At 71.2% G+C, this 16,667-nt stretch carries 17 protein-coding genes; 10 read left to right on the top strand and 7 right to left on the bottom strand.

Going from position 1 to position 16,667, the window contains the following annotated elements; translation table 11 throughout:
* Positions 1-50 precede the first annotated feature (50 nt).
* Complete coding sequence (locus tag E1286_RS51345) at positions 51-644, top strand: SDR family NAD(P)-dependent oxidoreductase (protein ID WP_281282732.1); 594 nt, start codon at positions 51-53, stop codon at positions 642-644.
* 49 nt (positions 645-693) lie between these two features.
* Positions 694-2,715, top strand: a complete 2,022-nt coding sequence (locus tag E1286_RS24485) for a SpoIIE family protein phosphatase (protein ID WP_165969893.1) — start codon at positions 694-696, stop codon at positions 2,713-2,715.
* Between the two features lie 420 nt (positions 2,716-3,135).
* On the opposite strand, the gene E1286_RS51340 is transcribed toward E1286_RS24485, so the two are convergent.
* Positions 3,136-3,261 (bottom strand): hypothetical protein, encoded by a 126-nt coding sequence (locus E1286_RS51340; protein ID WP_281282730.1) that lies wholly within the window; start codon positions 3,259-3,261, stop codon positions 3,136-3,138.
* A gap of 348 nt (positions 3,262-3,609) precedes the next feature.
* Between E1286_RS51340 and E1286_RS24480 the strand changes: the two genes are divergently transcribed.
* Together E1286_RS24480 and E1286_RS48065 are read left to right on the top strand one after the other, a co-directional pair.
* On the top strand, positions 3,610-4,053 hold the full coding sequence (locus E1286_RS24480; RefSeq protein WP_132615796.1) for a GNAT family N-acetyltransferase: 444 nt from the start codon (positions 3,610-3,612) through the stop codon (positions 4,051-4,053).
* 68 nt (positions 4,054-4,121) lie between these two features.
* A complete protein-coding gene (locus tag E1286_RS48065; protein ID WP_165969892.1) occupies positions 4,122-4,274 on the top strand; it encodes a hypothetical protein in 153 nt (50 codons plus the stop codon).
* A gap of 212 nt (positions 4,275-4,486) precedes the next feature.
* On the opposite strand, the gene ligA is transcribed toward E1286_RS48065, so the two are convergent.
* Both ligA and E1286_RS24470 read right to left on the bottom strand, forming a co-directional pair.
* Entirely contained in the window at positions 4,487-6,676 is a 2,190-nt protein-coding gene (gene ligA / locus E1286_RS24475) for an NAD-dependent DNA ligase LigA (protein ID WP_132615794.1), read from the bottom strand.
* A 66-nt stretch (positions 6,677-6,742) separates the two neighbouring features.
* Positions 6,743-7,732 carry a methionine synthase gene (locus tag E1286_RS24470; protein ID WP_132615792.1) on the bottom strand — a complete coding sequence of 330 codons (990 nt, stop codon included), beginning with the start codon at positions 7,730-7,732 and terminating at the stop codon, positions 6,743-6,745.
* 23 nt (positions 7,733-7,755) lie between these two features.
* Between E1286_RS24470 and E1286_RS24465 the strand changes: the two genes are divergently transcribed.
* On the top strand, positions 7,756-8,388 hold the full coding sequence (locus tag E1286_RS24465; protein WP_132615790.1) for an MBL fold metallo-hydrolase: 633 nt from the start codon (positions 7,756-7,758) through the stop codon (positions 8,386-8,388).
* Here the strand turns inward: E1286_RS24465 and mnmA are convergent.
* Positions 8,381-9,439, bottom strand: a complete 1,059-nt coding sequence (mnmA, locus tag E1286_RS24460; RefSeq protein WP_132615788.1) for a tRNA 2-thiouridine(34) synthase MnmA — start codon at positions 9,437-9,439, stop codon at positions 8,381-8,383. The genes E1286_RS24465 and mnmA overlap by 8 nt on opposite strands.
* A 66-nt stretch (positions 9,440-9,505) precedes the next feature.
* On the opposite strand from mnmA, the gene E1286_RS24455 reads away from it, so the two are divergent.
* Positions 9,506-10,555: a DUF695 domain-containing protein gene (locus tag E1286_RS24455; RefSeq protein WP_132615786.1), complete on the top strand. Its 1,050-nt coding sequence runs from the start codon at positions 9,506-9,508 to the stop codon at positions 10,553-10,555.
* 165 nt (positions 10,556-10,720) lie between these two features.
* Here E1286_RS24455 and E1286_RS24450 read toward each other — a convergent pair whose 3' ends face one another.
* Positions 10,721-11,884: a cysteine desulfurase family protein gene (locus tag E1286_RS24450; RefSeq protein WP_281282728.1), complete on the bottom strand. Its 1,164-nt coding sequence runs from the start codon at positions 11,882-11,884 to the stop codon at positions 10,721-10,723.
* Positions 11,885-11,938: 54 nt separating this feature from the next.
* Here E1286_RS24450 and E1286_RS24445 point away from each other — a divergent pair, with 54 nt between their 5' ends.
* The 4 genes from E1286_RS24445 (at position 11,939) to E1286_RS24430 (ending at position 14,660) form a co-directional block, all read left to right on the top strand.
* Positions 11,939-12,451 carry a TetR/AcrR family transcriptional regulator gene (locus E1286_RS24445; protein WP_132615784.1) on the top strand — a complete coding sequence of 171 codons (513 nt, stop codon included), beginning with the start codon at positions 11,939-11,941 and terminating at the stop codon, positions 12,449-12,451.
* A gap of 184 nt (positions 12,452-12,635) precedes the next feature.
* The gene (locus E1286_RS24440) at positions 12,636-13,823 is read left to right on the top strand and encodes an MFS transporter (protein WP_132615782.1); all 1,188 of its coding nucleotides are present in this window, start codon (positions 12,636-12,638) and stop codon (positions 13,821-13,823) included.
* Positions 13,824-13,839: 16 nt separating this feature from the next.
* Positions 13,840-14,337: an HIT family protein gene (locus E1286_RS24435; protein ID WP_132615780.1), complete on the top strand. Its 498-nt coding sequence runs from the start codon at positions 13,840-13,842 to the stop codon at positions 14,335-14,337.
* 110 nt (positions 14,338-14,447) lie between these two features.
* Positions 14,448-14,660 (top strand): hypothetical protein, encoded by a 213-nt coding sequence (locus E1286_RS24430; RefSeq protein ID WP_132615778.1) that lies wholly within the window; start codon positions 14,448-14,450, stop codon positions 14,658-14,660.
* Between the two features lie 78 nt (positions 14,661-14,738).
* Here E1286_RS24430 and E1286_RS24425 read toward each other — a convergent pair whose 3' ends face one another.
* Both E1286_RS24425 and E1286_RS24420 read right to left on the bottom strand, forming a co-directional pair.
* Positions 14,739-15,692, bottom strand: coding sequence for an electron transfer flavoprotein subunit alpha/FixB family protein (locus tag E1286_RS24425; RefSeq protein WP_132615777.1), 954 nt, complete (start codon positions 15,690-15,692; stop codon positions 14,739-14,741).
* A gap of 20 nt (positions 15,693-15,712) precedes the next feature.
* Complete coding sequence (locus tag E1286_RS24420; RefSeq protein WP_132615776.1) at positions 15,713-16,492, bottom strand: electron transfer flavoprotein subunit beta/FixA family protein; 780 nt, start codon at positions 16,490-16,492, stop codon at positions 15,713-15,715.
* Between the last annotated feature and the right edge of the window lie 175 nt (positions 16,493-16,667).

Below are 16,667 nucleotides of genomic sequence, written 5' to 3'. Positions count from 1 at the left end.
GCCCCGCCCCTGAGGCCGGGCTGGGAAGGCGTGCCTTCGCCCAAGCCGCCTTGGCCGCCGGGCACACGGTCGTCGGAACGGTCCGCTCTGCGGAGGACCTGCGGGCCTTCGAAGGGGCTCGAACCCGGGCACGCTCACGGCCGCATCCTGGATGTGACGGACGACGACGCCGTCTCAAGTGTGGTCGCGGAGGTGGAGCAGAGCGTCGGCCCTTCGGATGTCGCCAACGCCGGTTACGCCGGGAGGGCACCTTCGAGGAAACCCCGCCGGCCGAGGTGCGGCGGGGGTTCGAGGCGAACGTCTTCGGGACAGTGGCCACCCCGCAGGCAGCGCTGCCGCCCATGCGCCGGCGCCGCCGCGGACACCTGATGGCCGTCACCTCCATGGGCGGGCTCATGGCCGTGCCTGGCATGTCCGCCTACTGCGGCAGCAAGTTCGCCCTGGAAGGCATCCTCGAGGCACTGGGCAAGGAGGTCGCACGGTTCGGGATCCACGTGGCGGCGATCGAGCCAGGTTCCTTCCGCACCGGGGATTCAGCAGATCTCCGACCCTGGGGCAGGACCGACGGAATTCTTGCGTTTCCAAGCCACATAGCCCTATATGCCATGACAAAGCTTGGTCAAATCGTAAAGAACTGCAGGTAGGCGCAGCTAACCTGGCAAAGACTCGTCCCCACCAGAGATGGGTGATGGCATGGAAGCAGCCGGCAGCGTCCGTGGAGGGGCGACCTCAACGGTCGCCGTCGTCGATGGCGCGGGCACGGTGATCGGCTGGACCCAGGCCGCCGAGGAGCTCACCGGCTACCCCGCCGCCGACATTCTCGGCCGCCCCATCGGTACGCTCCTCCCACGCGACGGCCACGACCGCGACGGCGACGGCGACGGCGAACGCGAACATCTGCCCCGTACGGGATTGACGGAGGTGCGGCGGCGGGACGGCGAGGTGGTCATCGTGCGCGTCGAGGCTGCTTCGCTCACTTTCGGTGACGACGCCGGGAGCCGGCAGGGATCCTGGCTGGTGTCGGCGATCCCGGCCGCCACCGAGCTGTCCACCGGCACCGGCGCCCTGCTGGAGTCGCTCATCAGCAGCTTCCCCGTTGCCATGGCCATCTGGGACAGGAACCTGCGCTGCGTCTGGATGAACGAGGCGGCCGAGAAGCTCAGCGACGGCTATCCGTACTACCGGGTCGGCCGCTCCCTGACCGAGGTCATCGAGGGGATCGACACGGAAGCGGTGCAGGACGCGATGCGCAAGGTGTTGGCCGACGGCCGGCCCGTGATCGACCGTGAGGCCCGATGGTTCCACAGGAGTCACGAGCGCGCGATGTCCATCTCGCTGTTCCCTTTGGAGGGCGCGGACGGCCGGCCACTCGGCGTGCGCTCGGTGGCCCTGGATTTCAGCAACAGCAAGGCGCGCGATCACCTCGACCTGCTGCGCGAGGCCAGCGTCCGGCTCGGCAGCACGCTGGACGTCACGAAAACCGCCCAGGAGCTGGCCGAGCTGGCCATTCCGGTCCTCGCCGACCACGTGACCGTCGACCTGCCGGAATCGATGCTGCCCGGCGAAGAGCCGCTGCAGCGGCCGGCCACGACAGAGGCCGGCATCCCCGTTTTCCGGCGGGCCGGCGTGGCCTCGGTGCACGACGGGACGCCCCAGTCGTCCTGGGAGCGCCAGGAGACCGTGTTCGTGCCGCCGGGATCACCGTTCATGGAGGTGCTGCACTCGCGCCGGCCGCACTTCGAGCCCGTGCTGGACACCTCGCCCGGCACCTGGCTGGATCTGGACCCCGACCGGGCGCGGACCGTCCACGCCACCGGCATGCACTCGCTGATCGTCATTCCGCTGCAGGCGCGCGGCGACGTGCTCGGCGTCGCGACGTTCGCGCGCACCACCAACCCGGCGCCGTTCACCAGGGACGACCTGCAGCTGGCCGAGGAACTCGTCACGCGGGCCGCGCTGAGCCTGGACAACGCCCGCCGGTACACGCGCGAGCGGCTGACCGCGCTCGCGCTCCAGCGCGACCTGCTGCCGCACGACCTGTGCGGCACCGGCACCGTCGAGGTGGCCTCGCGTTACCTGCCCTCCGGCACGCACGAGGGGGTGGGAGGCGACTGGTACGACGCCATCCACCTGCCCGGCGCCCGCATCGCCCTGGTCGTCGGCGACGTGACCGGGCATGGCATCAACGCCGCGGCCACCATGGGCAGACTGCGCACCGCCGTGCGCACCCTGGCGTACCTGGACCTGCCTCCGGACGAGCTGCTCACCCACCTCGACCACCTGATCGCGAGGGACGCCCGCGGCTTCGAGGCCACGGGCGCCACCTGCCTGTACGTGGTCCATGACCCGCAGACCGGCCGCTGCACCATGGCCACGGCCGGGCATCCGCCGCCCGCGATCGTGAGCCCGTCCGGCGACGTGACGTTCCCGTCGCTGTCCGCCGGCACGCCGATCGGCGTGGGGCTGGGCACCTTCCAGTCGCACGAGCTGTACCTGCCGGCCGGGACCCTGCTGGCTCTCTACACCGACGGCCTGATCGAGACGCGGCAAGCCGACCTCGACACGGGCATGGCCAGGCTCGGCGACGCCCTCGCCCGTGAGGCGAGGCAGTCGGTGACGCTCGAGCGCCTGTGCACGGCCGTAATCGACTCCATCGTGGGCGACGCGCCCGCCGAGGACGACATCGCCCTGCTCATGGCCCGCATCCAGGCCTGACCCCGGCGTTGAGAGTCACGTCCTATGGTGATGTGGTCGGCGATGTCGATGTGGTCGGGCGCCGCGTCACGCGCGCTCTGGATGCCGCCGCCGGCTCCCGAGACCGCCCTGGAGTCTGGAGAAACGAGCCCATCCGCCCCCGCCCCGATGGAGCGTGAGTCCCTCCGCCGCGCCGTCCACGTCACGCCGACACCCTGCGCATCAGCAGCGGCCGCACCACGGTGACCTCCACCTTCCCGAGCGGCACGAGCGTGGCCAGGACCGCGGCGCGCATCCGCGCGGCCCGCCGGTTCGCCGCCTACGGCGTGACCAGCCGTCTCGACGCGCTACCCTCACACCGTGCGCCCGCGCGCTCGTCGGCCCGCGCCGACGTTCGGCCGGCTCGACCTGTTCGCTGCCCCGGCGGGGAAGTCCACCACTTCAACCAAGGTCGGCGAGTCCACGCGGTCGATGACTGGCGATGGTGGCGCAGTAGTCGAGCAGGCGCCTGCGTCCGTTGAGCGCTCGTCTGGCCTTGAACAGCGACCTGGTGTTGAGCGCGATCACCTCGATGTGGATGCTCCGCGGTCCCCGCCAGTGCGTGAACCGGCAAGAAGACGCGACCCACCCGTAACAGATGACCTCCTACGATGATCAGCAGCTTCCACCAGGCCGAGCATGCCCGGACACGATCACACCGGCCCCGTGAACTGGCGCGACTTCAGGGTGAAATCCGCCCAATGCCGGTCGGCCGAAGTGGTCTTCGGGTATCGCTGGTAGGTGGCCGTGTCCCGACCGTTCACTTCTCTCTAAGTTGTGAGGTCGCAGCCGCTTTCTCCGCCCACCGGTCCAGCTCGTCGCGTCCAGCCGAGGGCGGCCGTCCTGTGCCCGCCTCGTACCATCAAGGGGAATCTGATGATCGATATCGGCACGCTTCTCCCCAGCGAGCGGGACGCGTGGGAAAGCTTGTTCCGCGCGTACATCCACTTCTACCAGCGGGTCGAGCCGGACGAGATGTACGAGCGGGCGTGGCTCGAGTTCCAGGCGGGCACCCGGCTGCACGCCTTCGGGGCGAGACTGGACGGGCGACTCGTCGGTATCACGCACTTTTTCACCCACGGGAACACGTCCGCGCCCGACACCGACGTCTGCTACCTGCAGGATCTCTTCACCGCGTCGGACGTTCGCGGTAAGGGGGTGGGGCGGGCGCTGATCCAGGCCGTCGCGGACTGGGCTCGGGACAGGGGCTGCACGCGCGTGTACTGGAACACGCATGAGTCGAACAGCACAGCCCGGCTTCTGTACGACAAAGTCGCTGAGAATCGCGGCTTCATCCGGTATCAGATCGAACTGGCGTAGACGTCCAGCGACAGGGACGTCGGCGGGCGCCGTCAGGTTCCTGCTGAAGGGTGTACGTCGGATGCGCGGTGGACAGGCTCGGCGAGCATCTGGGTGACGACCTGCTCGGCCACGCTCACCTGGTCGAGTCCGCGTCAGAGGTCGGTCAGGTGCTGTGCCTGCCGTCCAGGTGGCGCCGCGTACGGCGAGTACCCGGAGCCGGCGACGGCCGCGCCCGTTGAGCTCGTCACGACCCGCCGTCGCGCATGAGCACCATCTCGCGGGTGTTACAGGTGCCTTGCACGGTGCTCCAGTGCGGGACAGTGTCCGATCGCAGGTGTCGGCGTTCTCCACGCAATGACCGAAACCACCGGTGCGGCGGCCGGCCTGAATGACCGCCGAGGCCCGCCTGTGAGGGTCGCCGAGGAGTTGCCCGGCTGCGCGAAGGCGGGTGTCAGGATTCGGGCGGGACGACCTTCTCCGAGGCCGCTTCCGGGCCCTCCTTGAGCAGGACCTCGAACCCCTCCCCGTCGAGGATCGGCACCCCGAGGCTCACCGCCTTGTCGTATTTCGACCCGGCGTTCTCCCCCGCGATCAGGAACGACGTCTTCTTCGACACCGAGGAGGCCACCTTGCCGCCCTGGCTCGTGAGCGCCTCGGCCGCCGAGTCGCGGGTGTAGCCCTCCAGCGTGCCCGTCACCACGAACGTCAGCCCTTCGAGGGTCTGCGGCCCCTTCTCCGGAGCCGGCTCGTCCTCCATCCGCACCCCGGCCGCCCGCCAGCGTTCGACGATCTCGCGGTGCCAGTCGACCTCGAACCACTCCCGGATCGTGGCCGCCACCCGGGGCCCGATGCCTTCGACGGCGGCCAGCTCCTCCTCGGAGGCGTTCATGATCGCGTCGATCGAGCGCATCTCGGCCGCCAGGGCGCGGGCCGTGGGCGGGCCGATGTGGCGGATCGACAGGGCCACCAGCACCTGGGCGAGCGAGGCCTGCTTGGCCTTCTCCAGCTCGTCCATCAGCACCAGGGCGTTCTGGCTGGGCTCGCCGTCGAGGTTGCGGAACAGGGAGACGACCTTCTCCTCACCCGTCTTCGCATCGATCTTGGGCAGACCGGTGTCGGGGTCGCGGACCACCGACCTGATCGGCATGATCTGCTCCAGCGTCAGGTCGAACAGGTCGGCCTCGGTGCGCACCACCGGCTGCTGCGGCGGCAGCGGCTGGGTGAGCGCGGTGGCCGCGACGTAGCCGAGCCCGTCGATGTTGAGCGCGCGCCGGCTCGCCGCGAAGAAGATGCGCTCGCGGATCTGCGCCGGGCAGCCACGCGCGTTGGGGCAGCGCAGGTCGGCGTCGCCCTCCTTCTCGTACGCCAGCTCGGTGCCGCACTCCGGGCAGTGGGTGGGCATGACGAACTCCCGCTCGGACCCGTCGCGCAGCGCCGCCACCGGCCCGACGACCTCGGGGATGACGTCGCCCGCCTTGCGCAGCACCACGGTGTCGCCGATGAGCACGCCCTTCTTCTGGACGATGGCGGCGTTGTGGAGCGTGGCCCGCTCGACGGTCGAGCCCGACACCACGACCGGCTCCATCACCGCGAACGGCGTCACCCGCCCCGTGCGCCCGACCCCGACCTGGATGTCGAGCAGCTTGGTGTTGACCTCTTCTGGCGGATATTTGAACGCGATCGCCCAGCGCGGCGCCCGCGAGGTCGAGCCCAGCTCCCGCTGCGTGCGGAAGTCGTCGACCTTCACCACGACCCCGTCGATCTCGTAAGGGGGGTCGTGCCGGTGGGCGCGGTAGTGCTCGATGAACTCGTTGACCTCCTTGATGCCCGGCACCACCCGGTAGAGGTCGCTGACCGGCAGCCCGAACTCGCGCAGCCGCTCGTAGCAGTCGGACTGCGCCCGCGGCTCGCTCGCGCCCTCCCAGATGCCGATGCCGTGCACCAGCATGCGCAGCGGGCGCTGGGCGGTGATGCGCGGGTCTTTCTGCCGCAGCGTGCCGGCCGCGGAGTTGCGCGGGTTGGCGAACGGCGCCTTGCCCTGCTCCACCAGCTGCTCGTTGAGCTTGACGAAGTCGTCGACCGGGATGTAGACCTCGCCGCGCACCTCGACCAGGCTGGGCACGTCGTCGCCCGTGAGCCGGTGGGGCACGCCCTTGATCGTGCGGACGTTGGCCGTCACGTCGTCGCCGAGACGGCCGTCGCCGCGGGTCGCGCCGCGCTCCAGCTTGCCGTCGCGGTAGACCAGCGCCACGGCCAGCCCGTCGATCTTGAGCTCGCACAGGTAGGGGCCGGGGTCGCCCTCGGCCAGCCGCTCCACCCGCGCCTGCCATCCCGCCATGTCGTCGGCGTCGAAGGCGTTGTCGAGGCTCTCCATCCGGTTGAGATGCTCGACCTTGGCGAAGTCGCCCGACACGGGCGCGCCCACCTTCTGGGTGGGCGAGTCGGGCGTCTGGAGCGTCGGATGGGCCTCCTCAAGGGCGAGCAGCTCACGGAACCACTCGTCGAACCGGGCGTCGCTGACCGTGGGCTGGTCGAGCACGTAATAGCGCCAGCGGGCCTCCTCGACCAGCTCGCTCAGCTCGGCATGCCGCTTGAGCGCGGCGACCGGCACGCCTTCGACCTCGGAGCCTGGCTCACTCACCGCGGGGCCTCCCTTCGTCCAACACCCTCAGCAAACGCTACCGCCGACCACCGACAAGAACACGCCTCATCCGCCCTGTGACCAGGCCGGATCTTCCCGCAGCACGCGCGCGGCCTTCCTGCAGGCCGTCAGCGCCGCCTTCGCGTACGCGGGCGAGGCCCCCGCCAGCCCGCACGCGGGGGTCAGCACGACCTGCTCGGCCAGCCGGTCCGGCGCGAACCCCAGCCGCCGCCACAGCTCCACGGCCGGCCTCGCGACCGCGCCCGCGTCGCCCAGCCGGGTGTCACGTCCCGGCACGACGCCCAGGAACAGCACCATCCCCGCCTCGAAGAGCTCCCCGAGCGCGTCGTCCGCGCGGCGGCGCAGCAGGGACGCGTCCACGGACACACCGCGCACCCCCGCACGGCGCAGCAGGTCGAACGGCACGGACGGCGCGCAGCAGTGCACCATGGGCTTCTCGAACAGCCGCAGCGCCTCCTCCACCCGCCACTCCTCCACGGCCGCGAGCCGCCCGAACCCCGACGCCGTCGGCACCGTGCCCGCCAGCACCCCCGGCAGCCGCGGCTCGTCGAGCTGCACCACGACCTCCGTCACCCCGGGCACCCGCCGCCGCACCTCGGCGCAGTGGTCGGCGAGCCCCTGCGCCAGCGAGGCCGTCAGATCGCGTACGGCCCCGGCGTCGGACAGCGCCTTGTCGCCGTGCCTGAGCTCGAGCGAGGCGGCCAGTGTCCACGGCCCGCAGACCTGCAGTTTGATCGGCCCCGCGTAGTCGTGCGCGATCTCCTCCAGCCCGTCGAGGTCGCGCCGCAGATGGTCGACGGCCCTGTGGTGGTCGCGGCCTGGACGGTCGGTCAGCCGCCATCCCGACGGCTGCACCTCGACCGCCAGGTCGACGAGCAGCCCCGCCGTCCGACCGACCATGTCGGCCCCGACGCCCCTGGCGGGGAGCTCGGGGAGGTACGGCAGCCCGGGCACCTCCCCGAACACGACCCTGATCGCCTCAAGATGATCCTCGCCCGGATGCGAACCGACCCCGGTGGCTTCCCACGTAGACATGGCACCAGCGTAGGGTCAGAACAATGAGGCTCACGAAATTCGATCATGCGTGCGTCCGCGTGGAGAAGGACGGCAAGGTCCTCGTCATCGACCCGGGCACGTTCACGAACGCCCCGGTGCTCGACGGCGCCGACGCGGTGCTCATCACCCACGAGCACGCCGATCACGTCGACGTCGCCAAGCTGAAGGCCGCCTCGCCCGACCTGGAGATCTGGACGTGCGAGGGCACCGCCGCGGGGCTCACGGAAGTGCCGGGGAAGGTCCAGGTCGTACGCCACGGCGACGGCTTCCAGACGGCCGGTTTCCGGGTGAAGGTGTTCGGTGAGTGGCACGCTCGCAACCACCCCGACCTGGACGTCGTCCAGAACGTCGGCTTCCTGCTCGACGACGAGGTCTTCTATCCGGGCGACGCCCTGACGGTCCCCGACGTGGAGGTGCCCACCCTGCTGGTGCCGACCGGCGCGCCCTGGCTGAAGCTCATGGAGATGGTCGAATACCTCAGGACCGTCCGCCCGGCGCGGGCGTTCTCCACCCACGACGGGCTCTACAACGAGATCGGCCTGGGCCTGGTCGACAGGTGGCTGGAAGGGGAGGGCGAGCGGCTGGGCGGCGACATCCGCCGCATCCCCGTCGGCGAGTCGGTGACGCTCAGCTAGCCGAGACGATGGTGGCCGAGCCGATGACGGTGGCGCCGGAGTAGAGCACCGCGGCCTGGCCGGCCGCGACCCCGGTCGCCGGCCGGTCGAGCTCGATCGTGAGCTGCCCGCCGCTCTCCTGGAACCGGCACGGGTAGACCTCGCCGTGCGCCCGCAGTTGCACGGTGAGGTCGTCGCGCCGCGACGGCCCGTTCCACACCGGACGGCCGCAGGTGATCGTGGTGACCTCCAGCGCCGAACGCGGGCCGACCGTCACCGTGTTGGACACCGGCTCGATCGACAGCACGTAGCGCGGCCTGCCGTCGGCCGCGGGCCGGTCGATGCGCAGGCCCTTGCGCTGCCCCACCGTGAACCCGTGGGCGCCCTGGTGGCTGCCCACGACCTCGCCCTCCTGGTCGACGATGGGCCCCTCGGCCGAGCCGAGGCGCTTGGACAGGAAGCCGCGGGTGTCGCCGTCGGCGATGAAGCAGATGTCGTGGCTGTCAGGCTTGTCGGCCACGGTCAGGCCGCGCCTGGCGGCCTCCTCGCGCACCTCGGCCTTGGTGGAGTCGCCCAGCGGGAAGATCGCGTGGCTCAGCTGCTCGCGGGTGAGCACGCCCAGGACGTACGACTGGTCCTTCCCCTGGTCGACGCTCCTGGACAACGCTCCGTCGACCAGCCGGGCGTGGTGGCCGGTGGCGACCGCGTCGAAGCCCAGGGCGAGCGCCCGGTCGAGCACCGCGGCGAACTTGATCTTCTCGTTGCAGCGCAGGCACGGGTTGGGCGTGCGGCCCGCGGCGTACTCGGCCACGAAGTCCTCGACCACGTCGCGCTGGAAGCGCTCCGCCATGTCCCAGATGTAGAACGGGATGCCGATCACGTCGGCGGCGCGGCGGGCGTCACGGGAGTCTTCGATCGTGCAGCAGCCCCTGGCTCCCGTGCGGTGGGATTGGGGGTTGGCGGACAGGGCGAGGTGGACACCAGTGACGTCGTGACCGGCCTCGGCGATCCGAGCGGCGGCCACGGCGGAATCGACGCCGCCCGACATGGCGGCAAGCACACGCAGTCCCATGACGCTTCCAGCGTACTGGCCGCCCGGGAGTGCGCGACCATGGCGGGGGTCTGGAAGTATGCGTCCATGCGACTGTTCGGGCGCAAGGACGCAGACGAGGGGGCGGGGCGCTCCCAGGAGGCCATCGCGGGGTTCTGGGCGTGGTGGCAGGAGACCAGACCGCGGCTCGACGCGCTGGTGGCGGCCGGTGACAAGAGCGGCCTCGACGAGCTGCTCGGGCCCGCGGTGGCGGCGATCCACCCCGGCCTGGTGTGGGAGGTGGCGCCCGGCGGCGAGGCCGCCCACGCCCTGGTGGTGACCGCGGCGGGCGACGCCGAGCTGCGGCCGCCGGCCCACCGCTGGGCCAAGGCGGCGCCGCCGTCCGACCTGCTGTGGGAGTTCCATCCGTCGCGGCGGGCCAACCCGCGGGCGAGCGAGCTCACGATCGAGGTGGGCGGTTACGAGCTGGCGCTCGGCAAGTTCGCGCTGGGTCTGCGGGTGCCGCCCAACCAGCCTCGGGTCGACGTGACCGCGTACCACCCGATGTTCGGCGAGATCGACGGCGACACCCGCATGGAGGCCACCCTGCTGGCCCTGGACCACCTGCTGGGCGAGGACGACGTGGCCAGGTGGGTGGGTGAGATCGCGCCCGCGACGTTCGAGCCGATCGACGCCGTGGCCGCCGTCCACCTGCCGGTCGTGGTCGCCGACGTCGCCTCGGGCTACTCCGGCGAGGAGTGGCTGCGGCTGGAGGGCCGTTCCGGTCGCGGGGCGGCGCTGGTGGCGCAGGCCCGTCACCCGCTGCGGCCGGTCGACCGCCCGCTGCTCGACCAGCACATCGCCGTCAGCGTCCCCTACAAGCACCGCGACGGCGACGGCCTGCCCGCGGGCGCCTCACTCGAGGCGCTGCGCGACGTCGAGGAGCGCCTGTCGGCCCTCCTCGACCCACGCGACGACGCCGTCCTGGCGGTGCACCTGAGCACGGAGGGCCGGCGCCTCTTCCACGTGTACGCCGACTCCACGGGTGACGCGGCCTCCCACGTCAAAAGCCTGTTCACCGCCTGGCCCGAGGGCAGGGCCCGCGTCGAGGTCACCCTCGACCCCGCCTGGACCGCAGTCGCCCCCTTCCTCAGCTGACCGAGGAAGCCGCCCTCGCCCACCCACGAGGAAGCCGCCGTCGCCTGCCCGCGAGGAAGCCGCCGTCGCCTGCCCGCGAGGAAGCTGCCATCGTTTGCCCGCGACGGCATTCAAGGCGACCGAGCCGCCTCACGAAGTGAGGCCATGAACACGAGCGGCGGCCGGTCAGCTCAGTCCCGCGCGGCGGGCGCGTTCGACGGCGGCGGGGAGGACTTCGATGAGGCGGTCGACGTCGGCGCCCGTCGAGGTGTGGCCCAGCGAGAACCGCAAAGAGCCTCGGGCCGCCGCCGCGTCGGCGCCCATGGCCAGCAGCACGTGGGACGGCTGCGACACCCCCGCCGAGCAGGCAGAGCCCGTCGAGCACTCCACGCCCTTGGCGTCGAGCAGCATGAGCAGCGCGTCACCCTCGCAGCCGGGGAAGGAGAAGTGGGCGTTGCCGGGCAGGCGCCCGGCGGGGTCTCCGTTGAGCACGACGTCGGGCACGGCGTCGCGTACGCGCTTGATGAGGTCGTCGCGCAGCGCGGTCAGGCGGCGGGCGACGGCCTCCTGGTCGCGGACGGCGGCGGTGACGGCGGCGGCGAGCCCCGCGATGGCGGGGGCGTCGAGCGTGCCGGAGCGCACGTCGCGCTCCTGACCGCCGCCGTGCAGCACGGAGACCGGCGTCATGCCCCTGGCCAGCAGCAGCGCGCCGGCGCCCATCGGGCCGCCGAGCTTGTGGCCGGTGAGGGTGAGCGCGTCGGCCCCTGACCCGGCGAACGACACGGGCAGCTGCCCCACCGCCTGCACCGCGTCGGTGTGGAACGGGATGCCGTGGTCGTGGGCGATCGCGGCCAGCACCTGGACGGGCTGGACCGTGCCGACCTCGTTGTTGGCCCACATGACGCTGACCAGGGCCACGTCGTCGGGGTCGCGCTCGATGGCGTTGCGCAGTGTGTCGGGGTGGACGCGGCCGTGCTCGTCGACCTCCAGCAGCTCCACCTGGGCGCCCTGGCTGTCGCCCAGCCAGTGGGCCGGGTCGAGCACGGCGTGGTGCTCGACGGAGCTGATCAGCACGCGCCGCCGCGGCCGGCGCGCCCAGTAGAGGCCCTTGATCGCCAGGTTGTCGGCTTCGGTGCCGCCCGAGGTGAAGACGACCTCGCTGGGCCGGGCGCCGAGCGCGTCGGCGATGGTCTCGCGGGACTCCTCGACGACCCGGCGCGCCTGACGGCCCGTGGCGTGCAGCGAGGAAGCATTTCCGGGGCGTTTGAGTTGCTCCGTCATGGCCTCGATCGCCTCGGGCAGCATGGGCGTGGTAGCCGCATGATCAAGATAGGCCGACGGTCTGGTCACCTGCCCAGCGTATCCCGTTTGCGACTGTACCGTCCGGACGGTACAGTACAGGGCATGCGAAGGGACGAGCTTTTGGACGCGGCGGAGCAGATCCTCTGCGACCAGGGCTCGGCCGCGCTGACCCTGTCCGCGGTGGCCGACCGCGCCGGCGTGAGCAAGGGTGGCCTGCTCTACCACTACGGCTCCAAGGAAGCCCTGATCAAGGGCATGGTGGAGCGGTTGATCGACGACTTCGACGAGCTGATGGCCGCCCAGCCCGGTGAGACCTACACCGAGCGCTATCTGGACGCCACGCTGGTCTCCGTGAGGTCCGGTCGGCAGCGCCGATGGGCCGTCGTGACCAGCGCCTCGGGCAGCATCGACCTGCTCGCGCCGCTGCGCGACGCGATGACCCGCTGGCACCGCGAGGGTCTGGCGGAGGAGCCCGACCCGGTGGCCGCCCAGATCGTACGGCTGGCCTGCGAGGGCCTGTGGGACGTGGCGAGCCACGACCCGGAGCTCAACACCGAAGCGGACCTCCAGTCCCTGGAGCTCCGCCTGAAAGCCCTGCTCCGCCCGTCCGCCTGAAAGCCCTGCTCCGTCCCTCCGCCTGATTTCCGCGGCGCCCTCGCGCGCCACTCACCCGCCTGAACACCTCGGTCGTCCGACCGCGGGTACACGCCGCGCCCCCGGGTGCGGCGTGCGGCATGCCAGGCATGCCTGTTTTGTCACGAAAAAGCACGAAAAAAGTACGACTCTAGTGAGGTGTCTGATGACCAGCGAGCTGAGGAGTGCCCGTTACGGGGCGGTCCTCACCTTCGTCCTAGCCGGCCTGATGGTGGGCACGATGACCGTGCGCATCCCCGCCCTGACCGACAAACTCGGCCTGACCGAGGCCACCGTCGGCACCATCCTGCTGGTGTGGGGCCTGGGCGCCCTGGTCACCATGCAATCCATGCGCCGCGTCATGGCCCGCGTGGGCAGCCGCGCGGTCCTGCGGGCGGGCGGTCCCCTGACGGCGCTCGGCCTCATCGGTGTGGCCTTCGCCCCGAACCTGCCGCTGCTGCTGGTGGCCGTGGCGTTCTTCGGCATGGCCTTCGGCATGGTGGACGTCGCCATGAACGCCCAGGGCTCCGCCGTCGAGCAGGCGTACGGACGTCCCCTGATGAACGGCATGCACGCCGGCTGGTGCGTGGGCGCCATCTCGGCGGGCGCGCTCGGCAGCCTGGCGATCGCCGCGGGCCTGCCGTTCACCGCGAACGTGGCGCTGGTCGGGCTGGTCTCGCTCCCGGTCATGGCGTTGCTCGGGCGTACGTACCTGCCGGAGTCCCCCGCCTCCGCGACGGACACGGGCGGACGGCGCCGCATGCCGCCGATCGTCTACCTGCTCGGCGCGATCATGTTCTTCGCCTTCATGGTGGAGGGCACGGTCGCCGACTGGAACGGCCTCTACCTGCGCGACGAGCTCGGCGCACCCGAGGCGGTGGCGGCGCTCGGCTACCCGGTGTTCGAGGTCGGCATGCTGGTCGCCCGGCTGACCGGCGACCGGCTGCGGGCGAGGTTCGGGGTGCGCGGCATGCTGACCGTCTCCGGCCTGGCCACGGCGGGGTTCTTCAGCACCGTGCTGCTGGCGCCGGCGGCGCTGGTGGCGGTGGCGGCGATGTTCTTCGTGGGCCTCGGCGTGGCGACGATCTCGCCGCTGACGCTGTCGCTGGCGGGCACCGCGACCGACGCCCCGGGGCCGGCGATCGCCCAGGCGGGCGCCATGGGGTACGCGGGGCTGCTGCTCGGCCCGGTCGTGATCGGCTACCTGTCGCACGCGACCTCACTGCACACGGCGCTCGGCATCGCGGTCGTCCTCGGCCTGCTGATCGCCGGCGCCTCCCGCCTGCTCCCCGGCCACGAGCCGTCCCAGGTCACGCCTCTGCCGGTACGCGAGCCCGCCGAGGCCGCCGCCTGACCGCCACAATCGAGGCATGTCCCTCGAAAGGAACGTCCCCTTCGACATCCGGGCGTACGAGGCGCGGGTGCGGTCGTCCTCCTGCTTCATCTGCGCCATCGTGGCCGGCGACCCGGCCTACGACCTGGAGCAGATCGTCTACGAGGACGACCGCCACCTGGCCTTCCTCAACCGCTACCCCACCCTGCCCGGCTACCTGCTGGTGAGCCCGAAACGGCACGTCGAGCACGTCGTACGCGACCTGTCCGAGGACGACTACCTCGCGCTCATGCGGGTGGTCAGGAAGGTCGCGCTGGCCGTGGAGTCGGTGGTGCCGTCGGAGCGCACGTACCTGCTGTCGCTCGGCAGCCGGCAGGGCAACGCCCACCTGCACTGGCACGTGGCCCCGCTGCCACCGGGCACGCCGTACGAGCGGCAGCAGTACCACGCGCTCATGTCGGAGAACGGCCTGATCCCCTGGACCCGCGAGCAGGCCGAAGACCTGGCCGGCCGCGTCCGGCGGGCGCTGGCGTGAGCCTGAGGACGGACGAGCGCCGTGCCAGTCGAATCCAGCCCTTCCACCCCCATGGACCGGGCGGCCGCCGTCTGCCCACGATGGACCCCCACATCTCGAGGAGGCGGCCTGTGGCGATCAGACTCCGGCTCAGCGCCAAGGCGAAGACGGTCTATGTCGAACACGGCGTGTGGTTCGACGACGGCACGAAGAGCATCCACGTCACGATTCCCGGCGCCGAGGGCGCGCACTGGTCGTATTCGCGTTCCGGCGACCCGAAGCGATACGCGATCTACAAGGCGATCCTTCAGAGTCAAGAACGGTGGCCTGAAGGCCAGGAGTGACGGACCCGGGGCCGATGGGAGATGGAAGAAGCGGCGCCGCATCGCGCGACGCCGCTTCCCGCTGGGAGTCTGGAAGCGCTACTTGCGCTTCTTGACCTCCTCGGTGAGCTGGGGGACGACCTGGTGGAGGTCGCCCACCACGCCGTAGTCGGCCAGCTCGAAGATGGGCGCCTCGGGGTCCTTGTTGATGGCCACGATGGTCTTCGCGGTCTGCATGCCCGCCCGGTGCTGGATGGCCCCGGAGATGCCGGCCGCGATGTACAGCTGCGGCGAGACCGTCTTACCGGTCTGCCCGACCTGGAACTGGTGCGGGTACCAGCCGGCGTCCGTGGCGGCGCGGGAGGCGCCCACGGCGGCGCCGAGCGAGTCGGCCAGCTCCTCGATGACCGAGAAGTTCTCCGCCGAGCCGACCCCGCGGCCGCCCGAGACGACGATCGCGGCCTCGGTCAGCTCCGGCCGGGCGCCCTTCTCCTGCTTGACCCGCTCGACCACGCGGGCGGCCTTGGCGGCGTCGGACAGGGTGACCGAGACCTCCTCCTCGGCCCCCGCGCCCGCGGCGGCCTCAGGGGCGGTCGAGTTGGGGCGTACGGCGATGATCGGCGTACCCCTGCGCACCCGCGAGTGCACGTTGATGCCGCCACCGAAGATCGACTGGTCGGCCACGAAGCCGTCGCCCAGGCCGACGGCGTCGGTGATGACGCCCGAGTCGGTCTTGACGGCCAGGCGGCCGGCGACCTCCTTGCCCTCCGCCGTGGCGGCCACCAGCACGGCGGCCGGCGACTTGGCGGCGACGAGCTGGGCGAGCAGTTCGGCCTTGGGCGCGACGACGTGGTCGACGATGTCGTCACCGGCGGCGACGTAGATCTTCTCCGCGCCGTACTCGGCCAGGCGGGCCTTGGCCTCGGCGGTGATGCCCGGGCCGGCCCAGACGGCGGCGGGAGCGCCGAGGGAGCGGGCCAGGGTCAGCAGCTCGAGCGTGACCTTCTTGACCTCGCCTTCGACCTGCTCGACGAGAACGAGAATCTCCGACATTTCTCTCAAAACCCCCGTTCTCAGATGAACTTCTTGGACGCCAGGAAGTCGGCGGCGCTCACGCCACCGTCGCCCTCGTCCTTGACGATCGTGCCGGCGGCGCGCGGCGGCGCGGCGGCGAAGTCCACCACCTCGGACCAGGCGGCGCCGAGGCCGACCTGGGCGGCGTCGATGGAGGCGTCGCCGATGGCCAGCGTCTCGACCGGCTTCTTCTTGGCCGCCATGATGCCCTTGAACGACGGGTAACGCGGCTCGTTGATCTTCTCAACCACGGAGACGACGGCCGGCAGCGTGGCCTCGACCCGGTCGAACCCGTAGTCGGTGATGCGCTGGATCTTGATCGAGGAGCCCTCGACGTCGACCTTGTTGGCCAGCGTGAGCTGCGCCGTGCCGAGGCGCTCGGCGAGCATCGCGGCCAGCACGCCGGTGCGCGCGTCGGTGGACTCCGAGCCGAGGATGACCAGGTCGAACCCGATCTTCTTGAGCACCTGGGCCATCGCGTACGAGGTGGACAGCGCGTCGGAGCCGTGGAGCGCGTCGTCACTGAGATGGACGGCCTTGTCGGCGCCCATGGCCAGCGCCTTGCGGATGGTCTCGGTGGCCTTGGCCGGACCCATGGTGAGGACGGTCACCTCACCGCCGTGGGCCTCCTTGAGCTTCAGTGCCTCTTCGACCGCGTACTCGTCAAGCTCGTTGACCACGCCGTCGGCGGCGTCGCGGTCGAGCGTGTTGTCATCGGACCGCAGCTTGCGCTCGGTAGCCGTGTCGGGGACCTGCTTCACGCAGACGACGATGTTCATGGCCGGTGGCCGACCTCCCGTAGTTCGCGTGCGCCACCGCGGCTGCGGTCGGCGCCGAATGCATCTGTCAAGACTGCCAGGTGCCCCACCGGGCATCCGACAGAGGGTCTGCCGTCGTTGTCGCGGTTATGTTACCCACCGGTAGCTTACGCGCAAACCGGCATCCCGGGCGGCC

Origin of the sequence: Nonomuraea terrae (genome assembly GCF_004348995.1) — a bacterium.
GTDB lineage: Bacteria > Actinomycetota > Actinomycetes > Streptosporangiales > Streptosporangiaceae > Nonomuraea > Nonomuraea terrae.
The sequence above is the reverse complement of the archived record's forward strand: the minus strand, read 5'-3'. Positions and strand labels throughout refer to the sequence as shown.

What these genes read in the sequence shown, in the direction of transcription:
- E1286_RS24485 (WP_165969893.1), top strand. Translation starts at nt 694, where the DNA reads ATGGAAGCAGCCGGCAGCGTCCGTGGAGGGGCGACCTCAACGGTCGCC.
- E1286_RS24480 (WP_132615796.1), top strand. Translation starts at nt 3,610, where the DNA reads ATGATCGATATCGGCACGCTTCTCCCCAGCGAGCGGGACGCGTGGGAA.
- E1286_RS24470 (WP_132615792.1), bottom strand. Translation starts at nt 7,732, where the DNA reads ATGTCTACGTGGGAAGCCACCGGGGTCGGTTCGCATCCGGGCGAGGAT.
- E1286_RS24465 (WP_132615790.1), top strand. Translation starts at nt 7,756, where the DNA reads ATGAGGCTCACGAAATTCGATCATGCGTGCGTCCGCGTGGAGAAGGAC.
- mnmA (WP_132615788.1), bottom strand. Translation starts at nt 9,439, where the DNA reads ATGGGACTGCGTGTGCTTGCCGCCATGTCGGGCGGCGTCGATTCCGCC.
- E1286_RS24455 (WP_132615786.1), top strand. Translation starts at nt 9,506, where the DNA reads ATGCGACTGTTCGGGCGCAAGGACGCAGACGAGGGGGCGGGGCGCTCC.
- E1286_RS24445 (WP_132615784.1), top strand. Translation starts at nt 11,939, where the DNA reads ATGCGAAGGGACGAGCTTTTGGACGCGGCGGAGCAGATCCTCTGCGAC.
- E1286_RS24440 (WP_132615782.1), top strand. Translation starts at nt 12,636, where the DNA reads ATGACCAGCGAGCTGAGGAGTGCCCGTTACGGGGCGGTCCTCACCTTC.
- E1286_RS24435 (WP_132615780.1), top strand. Translation starts at nt 13,840, where the DNA reads ATGTCCCTCGAAAGGAACGTCCCCTTCGACATCCGGGCGTACGAGGCG.
- E1286_RS24425 (WP_132615777.1), bottom strand. Translation starts at nt 15,692, where the DNA reads ATGTCGGAGATTCTCGTTCTCGTCGAGCAGGTCGAAGGCGAGGTCAAG.
- E1286_RS24420 (WP_132615776.1), bottom strand. Translation starts at nt 16,492, where the DNA reads ATGAACATCGTCGTCTGCGTGAAGCAGGTCCCCGACACGGCTACCGAG.